General features: G+C 36.8%; 16 protein-coding genes. 10 read left to right on the forward strand and 6 right to left on the reverse strand.

From position 1 onward, the window contains the following. Window positions 1-33: 33 nt before the first annotated feature. A complete protein-coding gene (locus FNN09_RS04125; protein WP_143300215.1) occupies window positions 34-480 on the reverse strand; it encodes a nucleoside deaminase in 447 nt (148 codons plus the stop codon). A 195-nt stretch (window positions 481-675) separates the two neighbouring features. Here FNN09_RS04125 and aspS point away from each other — a divergent pair, with 195 nt between their 5' ends. Next, complete coding sequence (gene aspS, locus FNN09_RS04130) at window positions 676-2,433, forward strand: aspartate--tRNA ligase (protein ID WP_143300216.1); 1,758 nt, start codon at window positions 676-678, stop codon at window positions 2,431-2,433. A 351-nt stretch (window positions 2,434-2,784) separates the two neighbouring features. Here the strand turns inward: aspS and FNN09_RS04135 are convergent, their stop codons facing one another. The 3 genes from FNN09_RS04135 to FNN09_RS04145 all read right to left on the reverse strand — a co-directional run bounded on the left by FNN09_RS04135 (window position 2,785) and on the right by FNN09_RS04145 (window position 6,127). Beyond that, window positions 2,785-4,686: an amidophosphoribosyltransferase gene (locus tag FNN09_RS04135; RefSeq protein ID WP_143300217.1), complete on the reverse strand. Its 1,902-nt coding sequence runs from the start codon at window positions 4,684-4,686 to the stop codon at window positions 2,785-2,787. Between the two features lie 118 nt (window positions 4,687-4,804). Further along, on the reverse strand, window positions 4,805-5,248 hold the full coding sequence (locus tag FNN09_RS04140) for an SPOR domain-containing protein (RefSeq protein WP_143300218.1): 444 nt from the start codon (window positions 5,246-5,248) through the stop codon (window positions 4,805-4,807). A 39-nt stretch (window positions 5,249-5,287) separates the two neighbouring features. After that, window positions 5,288-6,127: a universal stress protein gene (locus tag FNN09_RS04145; protein WP_143300219.1), complete on the reverse strand. Its 840-nt coding sequence runs from the start codon at window positions 6,125-6,127 to the stop codon at window positions 5,288-5,290. A 301-nt stretch (window positions 6,128-6,428) separates the two neighbouring features. On the opposite strand from FNN09_RS04145, the gene miaB reads away from it, so the two are divergent. Together miaB and FNN09_RS04155 are read left to right on the forward strand one after the other, a co-directional pair. Continuing rightward, complete coding sequence (gene miaB / locus FNN09_RS04150; RefSeq protein WP_143300220.1) at window positions 6,429-7,790, forward strand: tRNA (N6-isopentenyl adenosine(37)-C2)-methylthiotransferase MiaB; 1,362 nt, start codon at window positions 6,429-6,431, stop codon at window positions 7,788-7,790. A 36-nt stretch (window positions 7,791-7,826) separates the two neighbouring features. After that, window positions 7,827-8,174 carry a carboxymuconolactone decarboxylase family protein gene (locus tag FNN09_RS04155; RefSeq protein ID WP_143300221.1) on the forward strand — a complete coding sequence of 116 codons (348 nt, stop codon included), beginning with the start codon at window positions 7,827-7,829 and terminating at the stop codon, window positions 8,172-8,174. Between the two features lie 18 nt (window positions 8,175-8,192). Here FNN09_RS04155 and FNN09_RS04160 read toward each other — a convergent pair whose 3' ends face one another. Further along, window positions 8,193-8,537: an STAS domain-containing protein gene (locus tag FNN09_RS04160; RefSeq protein WP_185968864.1), complete on the reverse strand. Its 345-nt coding sequence runs from the start codon at window positions 8,535-8,537 to the stop codon at window positions 8,193-8,195. A 231-nt stretch (window positions 8,538-8,768) separates the two neighbouring features. On the opposite strand from FNN09_RS04160, the gene FNN09_RS04165 reads away from it, so the two are divergent. Continuing rightward, window positions 8,769-9,905, forward strand: coding sequence for a 1-acyl-sn-glycerol-3-phosphate acyltransferase (locus FNN09_RS04165; protein WP_143300223.1), 1,137 nt, complete (start codon window positions 8,769-8,771; stop codon window positions 9,903-9,905). A 113-nt stretch (window positions 9,906-10,018) separates the two neighbouring features. Here the strand turns inward: FNN09_RS04165 and FNN09_RS04170 are convergent, their stop codons facing one another. After that, entirely contained in the window at window positions 10,019-10,354 is a 336-nt protein-coding gene (locus FNN09_RS04170; protein WP_143300224.1) for a hypothetical protein, read from the reverse strand. A gap of 183 nt (window positions 10,355-10,537) precedes the next feature. Between FNN09_RS04170 and FNN09_RS04175 the strand changes: the two genes are divergently transcribed. From FNN09_RS04175 to FNN09_RS04200, 6 genes are all read left to right on the forward strand, one after another. Further along, complete coding sequence (locus FNN09_RS04175; RefSeq protein WP_143300225.1) at window positions 10,538-12,406, forward strand: ABC-F family ATP-binding cassette domain-containing protein; 1,869 nt, start codon at window positions 10,538-10,540, stop codon at window positions 12,404-12,406. A gap of 22 nt (window positions 12,407-12,428) precedes the next feature. Beyond that, on the forward strand, window positions 12,429-14,513 hold the full coding sequence (locus FNN09_RS04180; protein WP_143300226.1) for an ATP-binding protein: 2,085 nt from the start codon (window positions 12,429-12,431) through the stop codon (window positions 14,511-14,513). Between the two features lie 316 nt (window positions 14,514-14,829). Continuing rightward, a complete protein-coding gene (locus tag FNN09_RS04185) occupies window positions 14,830-15,729 on the forward strand; it encodes a prephenate dehydratase (RefSeq protein WP_143300227.1) in 900 nt (299 codons plus the stop codon). A gap of 4 nt (window positions 15,730-15,733) precedes the next feature. Next, window positions 15,734-16,915 carry a pyridoxal phosphate-dependent aminotransferase gene (locus tag FNN09_RS04190; RefSeq protein WP_143300228.1) on the forward strand — a complete coding sequence of 394 codons (1,182 nt, stop codon included), beginning with the start codon at window positions 15,734-15,736 and terminating at the stop codon, window positions 16,913-16,915. A gap of 2 nt (window positions 16,916-16,917) precedes the next feature. Beyond that, complete coding sequence (locus tag FNN09_RS04195; RefSeq protein WP_143300229.1) at window positions 16,918-18,015, forward strand: bifunctional 3-deoxy-7-phosphoheptulonate synthase/chorismate mutase type II; 1,098 nt, start codon at window positions 16,918-16,920, stop codon at window positions 18,013-18,015. 76 nt (window positions 18,016-18,091) lie between these two features. Next, window positions 18,092-18,868 (forward strand): prephenate dehydrogenase/arogenate dehydrogenase family protein, encoded by a 777-nt coding sequence (locus tag FNN09_RS04200; RefSeq protein ID WP_143300230.1) that lies wholly within the window; start codon window positions 18,092-18,094, stop codon window positions 18,866-18,868. Window positions 18,869-18,998: the final 130 nt, after the last annotated feature.

An 18,998-nucleotide genomic window follows, 5' to 3' on the forward strand; every position in this document is an offset into this window, starting at 1 on the left:
TGGATGAACTTACGTTTATCCAGCTTTTTTATATTATCGCTTTTTAGCAAAGAATTCCTGAATAATCATTTTGCATTCGTCTTGCATAATACCGTGGCTTATTTCTGTTTTGGGGTGTAAAAGTGGAGGGTTACATCGAGCAAAGCCACGCTTGGCGTCGCTTGCGCCGTAAACCACGCGTTTTAATTGAGACCAGTTGAGAGCGCCAGCACACATCACACACGGCTCTAAAGTAACATAAAGAGTGCATTCAGAAAGATATTTACCTCCTAAAAATTCAGCGGCCGATGTTATCGCCAGCATCTCGGCATGCGCTGTAACATCATTAAGTGCTTCCGTTAAGTTATGAGCCCGCGCAATAATCTGGTTGTTGCATACTATTACGGCACCAACTGGTATTTCATTTTTCTCATCTGCTTTTTGAGCCTCAACAAAAGCTTGTTTCATAAAGTATTGGTCGGAAAAACTTATTTCATTCATTGCTAATAAATTTGCAGAATTCGTGGATAATTGATGATAAAAGTCATGTTTTGGAGACAATTAACTAAAAAAAGAAATTCTAAAAGTCTTAAGGGCTTTTTGTATTCATTTTCTTACTATTTTCGCAAAGATAATTTTAAACGTCAATATCGTCGCATACAATTAATCATTGGCAACGATAAATATGTAATAGCAATGTACAGGACACATACGTGCGGAGAACTAAGAATTGATCATATCAATCAATCGGTAACCCTAAGTGGATGGGTGCAAAAGGTAAGAAACCTGGGAGGTATGACCTTCATTGATTTGAGAGATAGATACGGAATAACACAGTTGGTGTTTAACGAGGAAACTCATAAAGATTTATGCCAACGAACCACGGACTTAGGTCGTGAATACGTTATCCAGGTTAAGGGACAAGTAGCAGAGCGAAGCAATAAAAACAACAAAATAGCAACTGGTGAAGTTGAAATTCTTGTTGACGAGTTAGTTGTGCTTAACTCTTCAGAATTGCCTCCTTTTACTATCGAGGATGAAACCGATGGTGGCGATGAGTTGCGTATGAAGTATCGTTACCTTGATTTACGTCGTAATCCTGTTCGCGAAAATCTTGTGCTACGCCATAAAATAGCCTTTGAGGTTCGTAACTATCTTAATAAGCAGAATTTTATTGAGACAGAGACGCCTGTTTTAATAAAATCAACACCTGAAGGAGCTCGTGACTTTATTGTGCCATCGCGCATGAACGCAGGTGAATTTTATGCTTTACCTCAATCACCACAGGTATTTAAGCAATTGTTGATGGTGAGTGGTTTTGATCGTTATTTCCAGATTGTGAAATGCTTTAGAGATGAAGATTTAAGAGCCGACCGCCAACCTGAGTTTACTCAGATCGATTGTGAAATGTCTTTTGTTGAGCAAGAGGACATCTTAAATACATTTGAAGGCCTTACCAAGCACTTGTTTAATGTGGTTAAGAGTGTGAATTTCGACTTCACTTTCCCACGTTTATCATATGCCGATGCCATTAAATATTATGGTTCAGATAAGCCAGATACTCGCTTTGAAATGAAGTTTGTTGAGTTAACAGATGATGTGAAAGAATCATCGTTTAAATTGTTTAACGAAGCAGAATATGTTGGTGGTATTTGTGCTGATGGCTGTGCCTCTTACACAAGAAAGCAATTAGATCAACTGACTGACTTTGTTAAGAAACCTCAGATTGGAGCTGGTGGATTAATCTATATCAAGTTTAATGCCGATGGAACCACTAAGTCATCGATCGATAAATTCTTTTCTCCAGATGAATTAAAGGCTATCGGACAAAAGTTTAATGCTAAGGAAGGTGATTTAGTATTGATTCTTGCTGGTGGTAAAGATAAAACACTTAATGCCTTGTGCGAATTACGCCTGGAAATGGGTGAGCGCATGGGCTTACGTGATAAAAATAAGTTCTCTCCATTGTGGGTTGTTGATTTCCCATTGTTAGAATGGGATGAGGATTCAAAACGTTTCCATGCAATGCACCATCCATTTACCTCACCAAAACAAGAGGATATGGATATGCTGGAATCAGATCCGGGAGCGGTAAGAGCTAATGCCTATGACTTGGTAATTAACGGAGTTGAGATTGGCGGCGGTTCTGTTCGTATCTTTAATGACGAGTTGCAGCAGAAAATGTTTAAGCTATTAGGTTTTACTGAAGAAGAAGCTGAGAATCAGTTTGGATTTTTGATGAATGCCTTTAAATATGGTGCTCCTCCACATGGTGGTGTTGCGTTCGGATTCGATCGATTGGTTTCATTGTTTGCCGGTTTAGATTCAATACGTGATGTAATTGCTTTCCCTAAAAACAATTCGGGTCGCGATGTGATGATTGATTCGCCTTCACCTGTAGCAGTTGAGCAGCTTGATGATTTAAATATTGCTTTAAATGTGAAAGAGAAATAATCTTTCATGAAATATAAAATTGAAAGGCTTTCCTGTTAGGAGAGCCTTTTTTGCTTTATGATATTTGGAAAGTGAGTGGTAGTTGAGATAAGCTATTTTAGTTCACAAAAAAAAGGACTCTTAAGCCGTTGCCTAAAGTCCTTTTTACTAACCTAACCCAAATCTATGAAAAAAATCTGATAGGTATATTGCAAGCCTTGTGCCAAAAAGCATATCACTTAAGTTACTGGAAGTTAAAAGATGAAAACAAATGTAGATATCTAGAATCGTACATGTGATTGAAAAAAAAATAAACCCACTGTGATAAAACACAATGGGTTTAATTATATGAGTTAATGTTCTTTTGAACAATTAATAGGCTCTTCCTGTATTTCCTTCAACAAAGTTGATGAATGAAGTATTAACCACTTTGTTGCCTCCAGGAGTTGGATAATTACCTGTGAAATACCAATCACCATTGTCATTAGGACAAGCTTTGTGGAGATTTTCAATCGATTGGTACACAATTTCAATATCGGCATCAATATCCTCAGGACGTAACATTTCTGCTATTTTAGCTGATATTTGCTCTGCCGTAAAAGATTCGTAAATTTCTTTTACATGATTAACAATTTCTTCCTTAGGAAGGTATTGCTGCTCTTTACACTTCTTATAAACCGTGTCAATTATGCTTGTTTTACCTGTGTCTTTAAGTAGTTCAATGGTAGCAGCAAAAGCACAAAAGTCTTTCAACTTTGCCATATCTATACCATAACAATCAGGGTAGCGTATTTGTGGAGCGGATGAAACAACAATAATTTTCTTAGGATGTAAACGATCCAGTATTCGTAAAATACTTTGTTTAAGTGTTGTTCCTCTTACTATTGAATCATCAATAATAACAAGTGTGTCAACGCCATTTTTAACAATGCCATAGGTCACATCATAAACATGAGCAACCATATCATCACGACTGTCGTCATCGGCAATAAAGGTGCGCATTTTCACATCCTTAATAGCGATTTTTTCAACCCTTGGTTCAAGACTTAAAATTTTGTCTAATTGATCAGGATCAATATCATTGCCTAAATCAAGTATTTGCTGTTTTTTAACTTGATCCATTTCACGACGAACACCTTCCATCATGCCATAAAATGCTGTTTCAGCAGTATTAGGGATGAAAGAGAATACGGTGTTCTCTATATCATAATCAACTTTTTCAAGTATGGATTTGGCAAGTGAACGGCCTAACTCTTTGCGCTCTTCATATATTTGACGGTCGCTACCTCGTGAAAAGTAAATGCGCTCAAAAGAACAAGAACGACGCTCCTGCGGAACACGAACTAACTCTTCTGATACTTTACCATTCTTTTTAATGATTAATGCATGACCTGGCTTTAACTCCTTAACCTGAACCGAACGAATGTTCATGGCCGTTTGGATAACAGGTCGCTCAGAGGCTACTACTACAATCTCATCATCGGCATAATAGCATGCCGGACGAATACCCCAAGGATCACGTGCAACAAAGGCATCGCCATGACCAACAACACCTGCTATGGCATAACCTCCATCCCAGCGTCGGCTTGAACGTTCTAATATTTCGCGAATATTAAGTTCTTCTTCAATGCAGGCAGAAATCTCTAGGTTGTTTTTACCTTCGTTTTTATATTTTCTGAAAAGCAATTGGTTCTCTTCATCAAGGAAGTGACCAACATTTTCTAGGATAGTTACCGTATCGGTATAATCTTTCGGGTGCTGACCAAGTTCCGTTAAAGACTGGAATATTTCATCAACATTGGTTAAGTTGAAGTTCCCAGCTAATGTAAGGTTTCGTGAGCGCCAGTTATTTTCCCTCATAACCGGGTGAACGTAATCGATGCTATGGTTTCCAAAAGTACCATATCGTAAATGACCTAAATACAATTCACCAGCAAATGGCAAGTGTTCTTTGGCGAACTGAGCATCATTTAGTTTCGCGGCATCTTTGTCTTGCTGCTTTATAAATGGTGCGTTAATTTTTTCAAACACATCCTTAATCGGATTCGCTTTATTAGAGCGATGTCTTGAAAAATATTTTTGGCCCGCTGGCTGATCAATCTTTAGGTTGACAGCACCTGCTCCATCTTGCCCTCTGTTATGTTGTTTTTCCATTAACAGATATAGCTTGTTTAAGCCATATCGCCATGTACCATACTTTTCCTGATAGTACTCCAGTGGCTTCAATAATCGGATAAGAACAATCCCACACTCGTGCTTAACTTGATCACTCATGATTTTTCCCTTCTAAAAAATAAAGCGCAAATTTATTGCTATTTTTTTAATCGCCCAACGCGATGTAATAAAAAAGAAAAGCCGGATTGATTCCGGCTTTTGATGATTCTATAATTCTTTAAAACTTACTCATTTTTACATTTCCATCCTTCACAATATAGCAGTTCGGAAATAGCTCTCGCACCTCGGTTAAAAGCGGTAAGGCTTCGTGTTTGTGCCGATAATTGCCAACTCGTACACGCCAAAATGGTGAGGTAAACGATAGATCAACCTCATTGTGAGGAAAGCTGTTTAAAAATTTACTTTTTACCTTCAGTCCATTTCGCTTACCAACAGGCCCCGAACCAGAATATAACTGTATGCGCCACCCTTCAACACCTCCTATTCGCTCATTAACTTCAACCTGAATGTCAATTAACTCTTCAATCCCTTCTTCGTCATAAATAGTAATTGTCCCCTCACCTTCCGTTTGCTCCTGGAGCTTGTGAGCTAGGTTGTTATTGTTTTGGGCAAATAGAATACCAGAACAAAACAAGCAAATAATTATAAGTATATTCTTCATCTACTAAAGCTTATTGGGCGCAAATATAGTTAATAGTATTTAATCTTTGGTAGGAATTATCAGTAGTGGTTTTACCGATTGATTGATAAGATCATTGGTAAACGATTGAAAAATGCGAACGAATGGATTATTAGTATGGTGAACATGAGTGGTTATTAAATCAATCGCTTGTGCTTTTGAGTATTGCATTAAGTTGCTCGCGTAATCTTTTCCTGTCAATATTTCGGTGTTAACCTCTATTTTCGATGTTGTTTGAATGAATAGCTGTACTTGCCTAACAAATGTAGAAATGCGTTTATTCATCCATTTTAAATTGGAAGATTTTAATCCTATTACATTTATGCGTGCTTTAAACAAACAGGCAATGCCAGCAATAGCTGCTACTTTTTTTCTGCTAGCAATATTATAATCAATGGGAAGAGCAATACTATTGATGTGCTTATTCAATTGCATACGTTTATTGACCACCAAAACAGGGCATGGCGAATGAGCCACTAATCGAAAAGCCTCACTGCCTGGCCAGGTTGATTGAGAGGTTTCGTAGTGAGAACCTAAAACAATTAGCGTTGAGTCGCCATATTTCGCTTGGTTGCACACTTCTGTTCTCACATTACCTTCTCTTATTTTATAATCAAACCGACCATTTGTAACGTTGTATCTCTCAGAGTAAGTTTGGTGTAGCTTTTTTGCCCATGCTGAAATGTCTGGATTTATCTTGTCGTATATTTTATCCGAAGTGAAAAATGGAACAATAAGGTTGTTGGTTTTAATATGAATAACTCTCACATTGGCTTGCATGGTATTAGCTATGTCAATACCATATTCTAAAGCAACTTTTGATTCATCGGAAAAATCTACAGGAATTAGGACTTCTTTCATCTGTTTAAATTTATTTTAATTTGTCAGATGGAACTCGCCAAAATTAATCATGCTCCTGTTTATGAAACATCCTTATGTCTGGTTTCAAATGACATTGTTTGAAGTACTTCTACCATTCAAGTTAAGGAATGTAATGCTAATAATCTAGTAGTGAGGAGAAAGTAGTTGATTCCAAATTTTGGAATAGCATTATTGATGTGTTTAATTCAGAATGATTTTACTTGTCAGTCAGCAGTTAAGCATTAACTTTGCATCTCTAAAAAAATAGGACAATTAATTAGAATATTAATCCCGAGTAAAGATGATGGAGTTTAGTGACGTTAAGCCTTTAATTGGAACCAAAAATGGTAAGAAACTATTTATCGAAACCTATGGTTGTCAAATGAATGTAGCTGATAGTGAGGTGGTGGCTTCGGTAATGGAGATGGATGGTTATGGTGTTTGCTACGAAATGGAGGAAGCCGATGCTATCTTTATCAATACATGTTCTATTCGGGAGAACGCTGAGCAGCGAGTTTTAGGTCGCTTAAAGCACTTGACTTCAATGCGCAAAAAGAAACCAGATTTAATTATTGGTATTATTGGGTGCATGGCTGAGCGCGTAAAAGAGACTTTATTTGAACATGGTGCCAACATTGTTGTCGGTCCAGATGCCTACTTAGATTTGCCTAATTTAATTGGTATGGCTGAGCGAGGTGATAAAGCCATTAATGTTGAATTATCTACCAATGAAACATACTCAGATGTGATACCCTCGCGCTTGAGTACCAATAAAATATCCGGCTTCGTTTCTATTATGCGAGGATGTAATAACTTTTGTTCATACTGTATAGTGCCCTATACACGTGGGCGAGAGAGGAGCCGTCAGCCCGAAAGTATTAAAAAGGAAATTCAGGATTTGTACGATAAGGGCTTTAAGGAAGTAACATTGCTCGGGCAAAATGTGAATTCGTACAATTTTGAGGCTGATGGCTGTAATGCCATGAACTTCCCTTCCTTGTTAAATTTTGTGGCTGGCAACTTTCCAGGTATGCGCATTCGTTTTAGTACTTCTCATCCCAAGGATATGTGCGACGAAACGCTAAAAGTAATGGCCAAGCATCACAATATTTGTAAATATATTCATTTACCCTTGCAGTCAGGAAGTTCGCGTATTCTTAAATTGATGAATAGAAAATATGATCGTGAGTGGTACATGGAACGTATTGAAGCAATCAGACGAATTTTACCAGGTTGTGGCTTGTCAACCGATGTCTTTTGCGGTTTTCATAGCGAAACGGAGGAAGATCATCAAGAAACATTGAGCCTTATGAAATGGGCTGCCTATGATTATGCTTTCATGTTTAAATATTCAGAAAGGCCTGGAACCTATGCTGCTAAGAATTTAGAAGATAATGTACCTGAGGATATTAAGAGTAGAAGGTTGCAAGAAATTATTGACCTGCAATGTACTTTATCATTCGACAATAACCAGTTGGATATTGGGCAAACATTCGAGGTTTTAGTTGAAGGCGTATCAAAAAAGTCAAAAGACGAGTTATACGGACGAACATCGCAAAATAAAGTTGTAGTATTTCCGCGTAAAGATTATCAAATTGGTGACTTTGTTAATGTTGTTGTTAGAGAAGCAACGCAAGGAACCTTAAAAGGTGATGCTATTTAGTATATTCGTGGACGTATAATTATATAGGATTCGCTTATGAATGAGAAAGTAAAAGAATTTAGAGAGTACCGCGAGAAGATGAATGAGAAGATTCTGGCTGGTGATAATAAGGTAATGAAGCGTATTTTTAATTTAGATACTAATACCTATATGGAAGGTGCGCTATCTACTCGTGTAAAAGAAATGCTTGGCTTAGTTAGTTCAATGGTCTTAAGGTGCGACGATTGCGTGAAGTATCATCTTGAGAAATGTCACGAACAAGGTGTGTCCACCGATGAAATGATGGAAGTTTTTGCTGTAGCCAATCTTGTAGGTGGTACCATTGTTATACCACATACCCGACGAGCTATTGAATATTGGGAAATTATAAACCAGGAGGCCTAAGCCTCCTGGAGCCTTTACTTAAACCATTAATAGGTCATCAGAAAAGGGCTTTGGACGGTCACAAAAAAAGAAATAACTATCAAGGTCGTACTTTTTCATTGAATTAAGCACTTCCTTCTTCACATTAAACAAGCTCAGCTGACTTTGATTCATTTCCGACAAACGCTGGCCCGCCATTAAAGTATTCAACCCTTCTGCATCAACATTTTCTACCTTTTCTAAATCCACAAAAAGATTTGTAAAAGGTTTCTTTAATATATCCATCATTTGATTCTTGAATTGTCTAGATGTTCTAAGATCTAAACTTTCTTGTTTATCAAAGGATATTAACGTGGTGTTCTTAAATACTTTTATTCGTATCATAATCTTGGGTGTTTGTCCATGATAAAACAATGGGTGTGCCATATTTTTAAATACACTCTATGTCAATATGTTAGGTATTTGATGTTTTTATTTTTGTCTGTATTGCGGAATGCATTCCAAAATATGGAACTTGTCCAATTTTGAATATATGATGAATGCGTATATTAATGCTTTAAATTTCGTAAACACGATAGTTTGCCTTAATTTTGCATCAAACTATATAGAATACAGATGATAAAAGATTTAAGCTTTGATTCAATTCGTCCTTATAACGATGAAGAGATTCATAAAGTGTTTGAGCGTTTGATTAATGAAGTGAGTTTCTTAGAATTAATCAAATTTCTCTATCCCAATTTCTCCACAGAGCAATTTTTAAAAAAACTATTAAGTATACAGTCTATTCGTGAATTTCAAACGGAAGTAATTTATCCGTATGTGAAAGAAGTGTTGCGAACAACTACAAAGGGAATTACACACTCAGGACTTGATCAATTGGATCCCAATGGGCAGTACTTATTTATATCAAATCACCGTGATATTGTACTAGATTCAGCTATCCTTAATATTTTAATGGTAGAAAACGGCTTTAGCACAACAGAGATAGCTATTGGTGATAATTTATTAATCTACCCGTGGATAACAGATTTAGTTAAGCTTAATAAATCCTTTATTGTACAACGTAATTTGCCAGTGCGACAAATGATGGAAAGTACCCAGCGCTTATCGGCTTACATTCGTCAGGCTTTAACTCAGAGGAATCAAAGTATTTGGATTGCACAAAGAGAAGGCCGTTCAAAAGATGGTGATGACCGTACGCAGGTAAGCCTACTTAAAATGCTAAATATGAGTGGCGAAGGCAGCTTTGGTGAGAACTTTAAAGAAATCAACATCGTTCCTCTGTCCATATCTTACGAATATGATCCGTGTGATTACTTAAAGGCTCATGAATTTCAAATGAAGCGTGACAATGAGGACTATAAAAAAACTCAGGCCGACGATTTGAAGCATATGGGCGCTGGACTTCGTGGTAGAAAAGGACGTGTGCACTTTGGTTTTGGTACGCCAATTAATCACGAGCTAAAAGATTTGGAGTCGATGGCTAAGAATGATCAGTTACAAGGTTTGGCTGAAATTATTGATACACAAATACACAATAATTATAAGTTTTATCCTGGTAATTTTATTGCTGATGATTTATTTACGAACCATAAAAGGCATGTAAATAAATATACCGACGAAGATAAAAGTACCTTTCTGGCCTATTTAGATGAGCATTTATCTCGCATTGATGGAGATAAGGATTTTCTGCATAATACCTTGCTTGAGATGTATGGTAATCCAGTAAAAAACTTTTATACGAACGATTAATTTGTTTGTAAGACATATATGAAATAAAAAAAAGCGGAGTTACTCCGCTTTTTTTATTTCTGTATTTTTAAGAAAATGTTTTGCAACTATTCACCATGTGCCATCGTTAAAAGCTAATTGATAAAATACAATGTAATGGTTTTGTCGTCGTAATTCACGTGGTATTTAAGTAGTTTGCTCAAATCATAGGTCACTTTGTAATATGCAAAGTCATTCACAATCAGAAAATTATTTTCAATTGTAAAGTTTAATTTTTGATTTGTAGGCATTTCCCATTCTCCATTATCATCATTAGAAGGCTCGTAGACATAAACACCCGAAATGCTGTATTTAGTAACTTCCTGTTTAATTTGTTTGGCGTTAATTTCACCCTGATTCGGAGTGACTACATCTTTATCACACGATGAAATTACAAATACGAGTGCGAGTAGGCATATAAACTGTTTCATAAGTTAGGAATTAAGTTAGATTCAAATAAAAGACATTTGATGAGCCTATTACACTTACTCTATTCCAGTATTTTTTGCTGCTACATTTTAAATATATTGTGTAAACGGTTTTATTAATGTGTCGATGTATTAACTCGACATGCAGTTTTTAATGCTACCTTTGAAGCTCTTTAAAAAAGGTATATGATTAATTATTTATCGGTTGAAAACCTGACCCAAAATTGGGGCGACGTTCGTTTGTTCAATGAAATATCGTTTGGGCTGAATGAAGGACAGAAAATTGCTTTAATTGCTCGCAATGGAGCAGGTAAAACTACACTTTTAAATATTTTGGCAGATAAAATTCCCGCCAATGACGGGAAAATAACACTACGATCTGGCATTAATATGGGATATCTGCCACAGGATCCATACCTGAATATTAATCATACGGTTATTGAAGAGGTTTTTAATACTGATAGTGATGTAGTACAAACTATAAAAGCTTATGAGCAAGCTATTGAAACCAACAATCAAGAAGCACTTGGAGTTTTAATTGAGAAAATGGACCTTTTGCAGGCTTGGGATTATGAGCAACGAATCAAACAAATTCTTTCTCAGCTAAAAATTACAAAATTTAATCAGCCTGTTTCAGAGCTATCTGGAGGACAGCAAAAACGTGTTGCTTTAGCCAGCATATTAATTAGCGAACCAGAATTATTAATTCTTGATGAGCCTACAAACCATCTAGATTTAGAAATGGTTGATTGGTTGGAGCAGTATTTATCAAAATCGAAAGCTACCTTATTAATGGTAACGCATGATCGATATTTTTTAGATAGGGTATGTAATGAAATTATTGAATTAGCCGACGAAACAATTTATACTTACCAAGGCAACTATTCTTATTTTCTTAAGAAACGGCAGGAGCGATTAGCAAACAAGAAAACTGAAATAGAAAAAGCCCGTAATCTTTTAAAAACAGAGCAGGAATGGATGAATCGTATGCCACAAGCAAGGGCTACGAAAGCAAAATATCGCATTGATGCTTTTCATGATTTAAAAGACAAAGCCAATCAAAATGTTAATGAGCAAAACCTGGAACTTGGAATTGCGCAAGCACGTTTGGGTAAAAAAGTTGTTAACCTGCATAAGGTATCCAAATCATTTGATGACCTGCAGTTATTAAAGGAATTCTCGTATAAGTTCGCACCCTACGAAAAGGTTGGTATCGTTGGCAAAAACGGAACTGGTAAATCAACTTTTTTAAATATTTTAACCGGGGCATTAACGCCTGATTCTGGTGAGGTTGAAACGGGTGATACGGTTGTGTTTGGCTACTATCGACAGGAAGGAATTAAGATTGATGGAAATAAAAAAGTAATTGAAGTCATATCAGATATTGCAGAGGACATCTCTTTGGGCGAAGGGAAACGTATGTCTGCAACGCAATTCTTGAGGTATTTCTTGTTTCCCAATGAGATGCATTATGTGCAGGTGAATAAACTCAGTGGGGGCGAGAAAAAGCGTTTGTTCTTGATGACTGTGTTAATTAAAAATCCGAACTTCCTGATACTAGATGAGCCAACCAATGATTTGGATATTTTCACCCTTAATGTATTAGAAGATTACCTGGCTAATTTTAGAGGTTGTGTCATGGTTGTGTCGCACGATCGATACTTCTTAGATAAAGTAACTGATCATCTTTTTGTTTTTGAGGGTGATTGTAAAATAAAGGATTACGTTGGCAGCTATAGTGATTATAACAAAGAGAAAAAATCAGAAGAGCGTCAGGCAACAAAAACAGAAAAGAAGCCAAAGTCTGAAAAGTCTGTTAAAACGGAGTCTAAAGCAAAGAAACTGTCTTACAAAGAGAAACGTGAACTAGAGCAATTGGAGATTGACTTGGAGCAGCTTGAGGCGAAAAAAGAAGTACTACAGAATGAATTGAATTCGGGGAGCATGGACTCCGAGTCCTTGGTTAAAGCATCTCAGGAACTTACTCTTGTAATGGATGCCTTGGATGAAAAAGAGATTAGGTGGTTAGAGCTTAAAGAAATAGAAGAAGGTTGATAGTCTTTTAAATAGGGGCAAAATGTTATATTTGTGTAGCATTGCTCAAATTATGATAAAACCTGTCTTTCTTTTATTAGTTCTTAGCCTGTTTTTGCAGGTTACAAATTCATATGCCAATACGGGTGAATATGTACGGGTTGGGGTTCATTATAATCCACCTCTCTGTTCCATTGATTCTACCAATGAAGCAAAGGGTATTTTTATTGATGTTATTAATGAAGTAGCAGCAATTAATAATTGGACTATTGAATACGTGCCAACTACTCTTACAGATGGTATTGAAGCCATTCATTATGGAAAAATAGATTTACTTACGACTGTTGCACGTACGCGTGAACGAGAAAAATTTATTCATTTTTCTGAAGAATCTATATATACCAACTGGGGGATTGTATATTGTAATAAATCAAATGATATTGAGTCTATTACCGATCTGGAGAATAGGAAAGTAGCTCTTGAAAACGGTGATGTACATGCTATTGCATTGGTAAAGTTATTAGCAGATTTCAAAATAGAAGCTGAGATTATTTGGTGCAATAATCTTATTGAAGTGTTTGATAAAATTAACTCAGGTGTTGCAGATGCGGGCGCAGTGAATAAATTATTTGGCTACCAGCAAAATTTAAGTCAAAAGCTTAAAGCTACTCCAATATTGTTTAATCCTGTAAATGTGCACATTGCAGGAGGTCCTCTGTCTAAGCCAACTCTTAATAAGGTTGATGAAGCATTACAGTATTTAAAAAATGAGGAACCGGAATATTACCAGGGGGTTATCAACCAATGGTTAATTAAGGGTGAACGACGAACACCTTATTGGCTAAGGGGCCTCGTGCTAATTCTTTTTGCAGTTACATTTGTATTGGTACTAGTTCTAATTATACTGCGAAGTGCAGTACGAAAAAAGGCCAAGAGTTTAGATGTGGCCAATGAAATTGGGCAATTAAGAGCGAATGCTATTCTACAATTAGAAAAAGAAAAGACCTTGATTCTAAATAGTTTAGATGAGCAGGTGGTTTTTATGGATAATGAATACAATTTGGTGTGGGCCAACGATGCTTTTAAGAATGCGACGTCTGTGCCATTTGAACAACTGATAGGTAAAAAATGCTACTCAGTATATTTTCAAAAAGATAAGCCTTGCGATTTTTGTCAATTTGAAACGTGTTTAAAAACAAATAGAACAGAAGTTAGGGAGCATGTCAGTGAGATTTCAGGTAAAGTGTTTACACATAAAACACATACAGTTTATGATGCAGAACATCGCTCAATTGGTTTTGTAGAAATTTTATCTGACGTGACAGATAAAAAGAAGTACGAAGATGAACTAATAAAAGCGAAGGAGAAAGCGGAACAATCAGACTATTTGAAATCTGCATTTTTGGCAAATATGTCACACGAAATTAGAACGCCAATGAATGCGATAATTGGCTTTTCTGAATTATTGGAAGATGATACATTATCTCTCAATGATAAGCGTAGTTACTTGCGAATTATTCAATCCAATGGGAATCAATTACTAAAACTGATCTCTGATATTTTAATATTTTCACAAATAGAATCTGGTCATGTGCAGTTGCAATTTTCTTGTATTAATGTGCTTGATTTTTTGCAAGAGATTAAAAAACAGTTTAATAGTGAAGTTAAAAAGCATAGCAAGAATTTAGATATTGTATTGGAAGTTAATGTTGGTGAACAACTTGAAATAGAAACAGATGTGGTTCGGTTTAAACAGGTTATTTTCAACTTATTAACCAATGCCATAAAATTTACCGATGAGGGGCAAATAACGATTCGTGTTTCGGAGGAGAGTGATAAGTTAATTCTAGTTGTAAAAGATACAGGCATAGGCATTCCTCATGAACAACATGATGCTATATTTGAACGTTTTTCTCAAGTTGAAAACAAGCAAACACGTAAATTACCTGGTTCGGGATTAGGCTTAACAATAGCCAAAGATTTAATACTACAAATGGGAGGGACTATAAGCTTAGAATCTGAAGTCGGAGTAGGAAGTGAATTCTGTATAAAACACCCTTTTCAGCAACAAAGTGCCAAAAAAGAATCAGGATTAATGATGCCTCATTTATTAAATGCCCAAAAATAAATCATTACCAGAGAATTTATCACTTAGAAACATGATACCTGTCAGCTTACGACTTATAAGTATGCTTGCCTCAATAGTGTTAAATTAATTTTTCTATAAATTATTCACTAACGATTTTGCAATAACAAATATATTCATACATTTGTACCCAACATAACAAGACAATGATGGCTCACAATTTATATTATAACTTTTATTATTTCTTTTTTAGCGACAGTTAAAGAGGTGGGCGTTCTATGATATAAACTAAACGAAAAAATATTTAAAAACCCGCCTCATACAGGCGGGTTTTTTTTATGACCATATTTCTCAAAACATGAAACCAACAAACAAAAGAATTGCAATACAAGGGTGGCCAGGAGCCAATCACGAAATAGCTGCGAGAGACTATTTTGAGGAGGAGAAAATTGATATCATCCCATGCTTAACCTTTCCTGATTTGTTTGAAACACTGAAGAAAGATCGTGATTGCTACGGTATTATCGCAATTGAAAATACTTTGGTTGGGAGTTTACTACCGAATTATACCATGTTAAAAGATAGCGACCTGGTAATTATTGGAGAGTATAAATTACGTATCAAGCACCAGTTTTTAGCACTGCCAGGTCAATCCATTGAAGACATTAAAGAAGTTTACTCGCACCCTATGGCTATTGCGCAATGTGAGCGCTTCTTTAAAGATTATCCACACATTAAGTTAATTGAGTCGGAAGATACGGCCTTGAGTGCCAAAAGAATAGCTGACAATAAGCTAACTGGTGTTGGAGCTATTGCTTCAGAATTAGCCGCAGAAATGTATGAGCTTGAAACATTGGCTAAGAACATTGAAACCAACAAAAAGAATTATACCCGCTTTTTGGTTATTACCGATAAGGGGAAGACCGAAGTAGATGAGTTGTTGGAACAAGGCAAGGTTAATAAGTCAACGCTTGTCTTTTCACTTCCGCATGAAGAGGGTAGTCTTTCAAAGATATTGACCATACTTGCTTTTTATAGCATTAACTTAACTAAAATTCAATCCTTACCAATTGTTGGACAGGAGTGGGAATATTTGTTTTACATCGATTTAACCTTTAGCGATTATAAGCGTTACCTCCAGTCTTTAGATGCCATTCGTCCGCTAACAAGCAAATTAAAGTCATTGGGTGAGTATGAGAAGGGTCGTCAGTCGTACCCGATAATGAACGGTCAATTAACCACCGAACAAGCTTTGTAAAATTATGACACAGATACAAAACACCATACAACCAGCTACAAGAATTGGAACAGTTGAGGAATACTATTTTTCAATTAAACTAAAGGAACTTGATAAGCTTCGTAAGCAGGGAAAGCAAATTATAAATATGGGAATTGGTAACCCTGATTTACAACCCGCCCCCCAAGTGCTGGAGGAGTTAAATAAGCAAAGTATTGCCGAAGGTAACCATGGTTATCAAAGCTATATTGGAATACCAGAGCTTCGTGAGGCTATCAGCACTTGGTATGCTCAAAACTATTCAGTTAACTTGAACCCCGTTAACGAGGTGTTACCTCTAATGGGCTCTAAGGAAGGTATTATGCACATCATGTTGGCATTTGTTAATCCGGGTGATGGCGTGTTAGTGCCTAACCCTGGTTATCCAACTTATGCATCGGTAAGTAAAATAGCCCAAGCCAATCTTATTCAGTACGATCTGGATGAAGATAATAACTGGCTGCCAAATCTGGATGAGTTGGAGCAAAGCGACTTAAGTAGAGTGAAGCTGATGTGGATTAATTACCCTAATATGCCCACTGGAGCGAATGCCGATGCTGACTTTTTTAAGCGCGTAATAGATTTTGGTCGCAAGCATAACATTGTCATCGTTAACGATAATCCCTATAGCTTTATTTTGAATGATGCGCCACAAAGCATTATGCAAATTGAAGGAGCAAAAGAGGTGGCCATTGAGCTAAACTCGCTGAGTAAATCTCACAATATGGCAGGATGGCGGGTTGGCATGGCTGTTTCGAACCCTGAATTTATTCAATACATTTTGAGGGTGAAAAGCAACATGGACTCAGGCATGTTTAAGCCCCTGCAGTTGGCAGCCGCCAAAGCACTCTCATTAGGATCCGATTGGTACAACACAGTCAATGCTGAGTATAGAAAGCGTCGGGTATTGGTATATGAAATAATGGATCTGTTAAATTGTTCATACGACCTTAATCAAACAGGTATGTTTGTTTGGGCACGAATACCAGATTCTTATGCCGATAGTGGAGAGCTGTCTGATGAGATATTATATGGTTGTGATGTTTTTATCACGCCAGGATTTATATTCGGTAGTAAAGGAGAAAAGTACATACGCATTAGTTTATGTACGAACCAAACCGTTTTAGAAGAAGCAAAACAACGAATTATAGCAATAAAAAATAATTAACCATGGAACATAAACTAGATTTACAACCTTTAGCATTACCAGGCTTAGAATTAAAGCGTCCGATAATAATTGCAGGACCATGTAGTGCAGAAACAGAGGAACAAACATTAGAAACCGCTCGTCAGTTGTCTGCTCAAGGCGTAAAAATATTCCGAGCAGGTATATGGAAGCCCCGTACACGACCAGGCGCCTTTGAAGGTGTTGGAACTGTTGGTTTACCTTGGTTGAAAAGGGTAAAAGAAGAAACAGGTATGTTTGTGGCTGTTGAGGTGGCCAATGCTCACCATGTATACGAAGCACTTAAATTTGGTGTTGATATGTTATGGATAGGTGCCCGTACAACAGCTAACCCATTTGCTGTACAAGAGGTGGCTGATGCCTTGGCAGGTGTTGATAAACCAGTATTAATTAAAAATCCGGTTAACCCAGATTTAGAGTTATGGATTGGTGCCATTGAGCGTGTTAATCGTGCTGGTGTAAAAATGATTGGTGCTATCCATCGTGGCTTTAGCACCTACGATAAAAGCCAATACAGAAATAATCCTGAATGGCAAATTCCTATTGAGTTGCGTCGTCGTATTCCTGAGTTACCTATTATTACAGACCCGAGTCACATTACCGGTAAGAGTGAAATGATTGCTGGTTTATCTCAGGAGGCCATGGATCTTAACTTCAACGGATTAATTATTGAGTCGCACATGTGTCCTGAGAAAGCATGGAGTGATGCTAGTCAGCAGGTAACGCCAGAGGTGCTTGGCGAAATTAAGAGTAATTTGGTAGTACGTCGTTCTGCCATTGGCGATACGCCGCGTGTTACCTTGGATGAATTACGTCAGAAAATTGATAGCCTTGATAAGCAATTGCTTGAAGGATTAAAGTCACGTATGAAAATTTCGGAGGCAATTGGTAAGTACAAGCACGAAAATAACATTACCATTCTCCAAACACGTCGCTACGATGAGGTAATGAACAACCGCCGTAAGCAGGCTGAGGATGTAGGTTTAAATCCTGAGTTTGTAGTAAAAGTTTACGAACATATTCACGAGGAGTCGATTAATCGTCAGAATATTGTGATGAACAAGGAATTGGCAAAGAAATAGAAAAGAGATAAAAAAGGTGAGAAACGAGAGCATGAACAAACTCTCTTCTCATTTCTCACTACTTGAAACAACAACTATGAAAATTCTAATTCTAGGAGCTGGTAAAATGGGCACTTGGCTAACCGATGCCCTTTGCCTTCAGCACGAAGTAGCTATATTTGATAAAGATGTAGCACGACTTCGATATGTGTTTAATACACAGCGACTGACTAAATTTGAAGAAATAACTGAATTTGGTCCCGAGCTACTCATCAATGCGGTGAGTTTAAAGTATACTTTGCCAGCTTTTGAAGAGGTACTGCCTTATTTGCCAAAAGATTGCATATTATCTGATATTGCATCAGTAAAAACAGGTTTGCAATCATTTTACGAAAACAGTGGTTTACGCTATGTATCTACTCACCCGATGTTTGGACCAACCTTTGCTAACCTGAAGGATTTAAGCATGCATCATGCCATTATTATTACGCAGAGTGATCATTTGGGTAAAGCTTTTTTCAAAGATTTTTATGCATCATTAGGACTTAATATTCATGAGTATAGTTTTGATGGTCATGATGAAACAATTGCTTACTCTTTATCAATACCTTTCTCTTCTTCTTTGGTTTTTGGTGCATGTATGAAACACCAGAAGGCTCCAGGTACAACTTTTAACAAGCACATGAATATTGCTAAAGGTTTGTTGTCCGAAGAAGATCATTTGTTGACTGAAATTCTTTTTAATCCTTTTACCTACGAGCAGGTTGAAAATATTCGCTTTCAATTAAAGCACTTGTTAGCACTTATTGATGCAAAGGATACGGAGGGTATGCAGGTATTTTTAAATAAAGTACGAGAAAATATAAAGGAGTAGAACACCAATAATAGTGATAACTATGCCTGCTAATCAAATGTGATTGGCAGGCATTTTTTTTAAAAGTAATGCTACAACGAAATATACTGTTCTACAATCTCCCGTAGGCTGGGAGTTATCGATCCCAAGC

The organism is Carboxylicivirga sp. M1479, from assembly GCF_007097485.1.
In the GTDB taxonomy this organism is placed as follows: Bacteria; Bacteroidota; Bacteroidia; order Bacteroidales; family Marinilabiliaceae; genus Carboxylicivirga.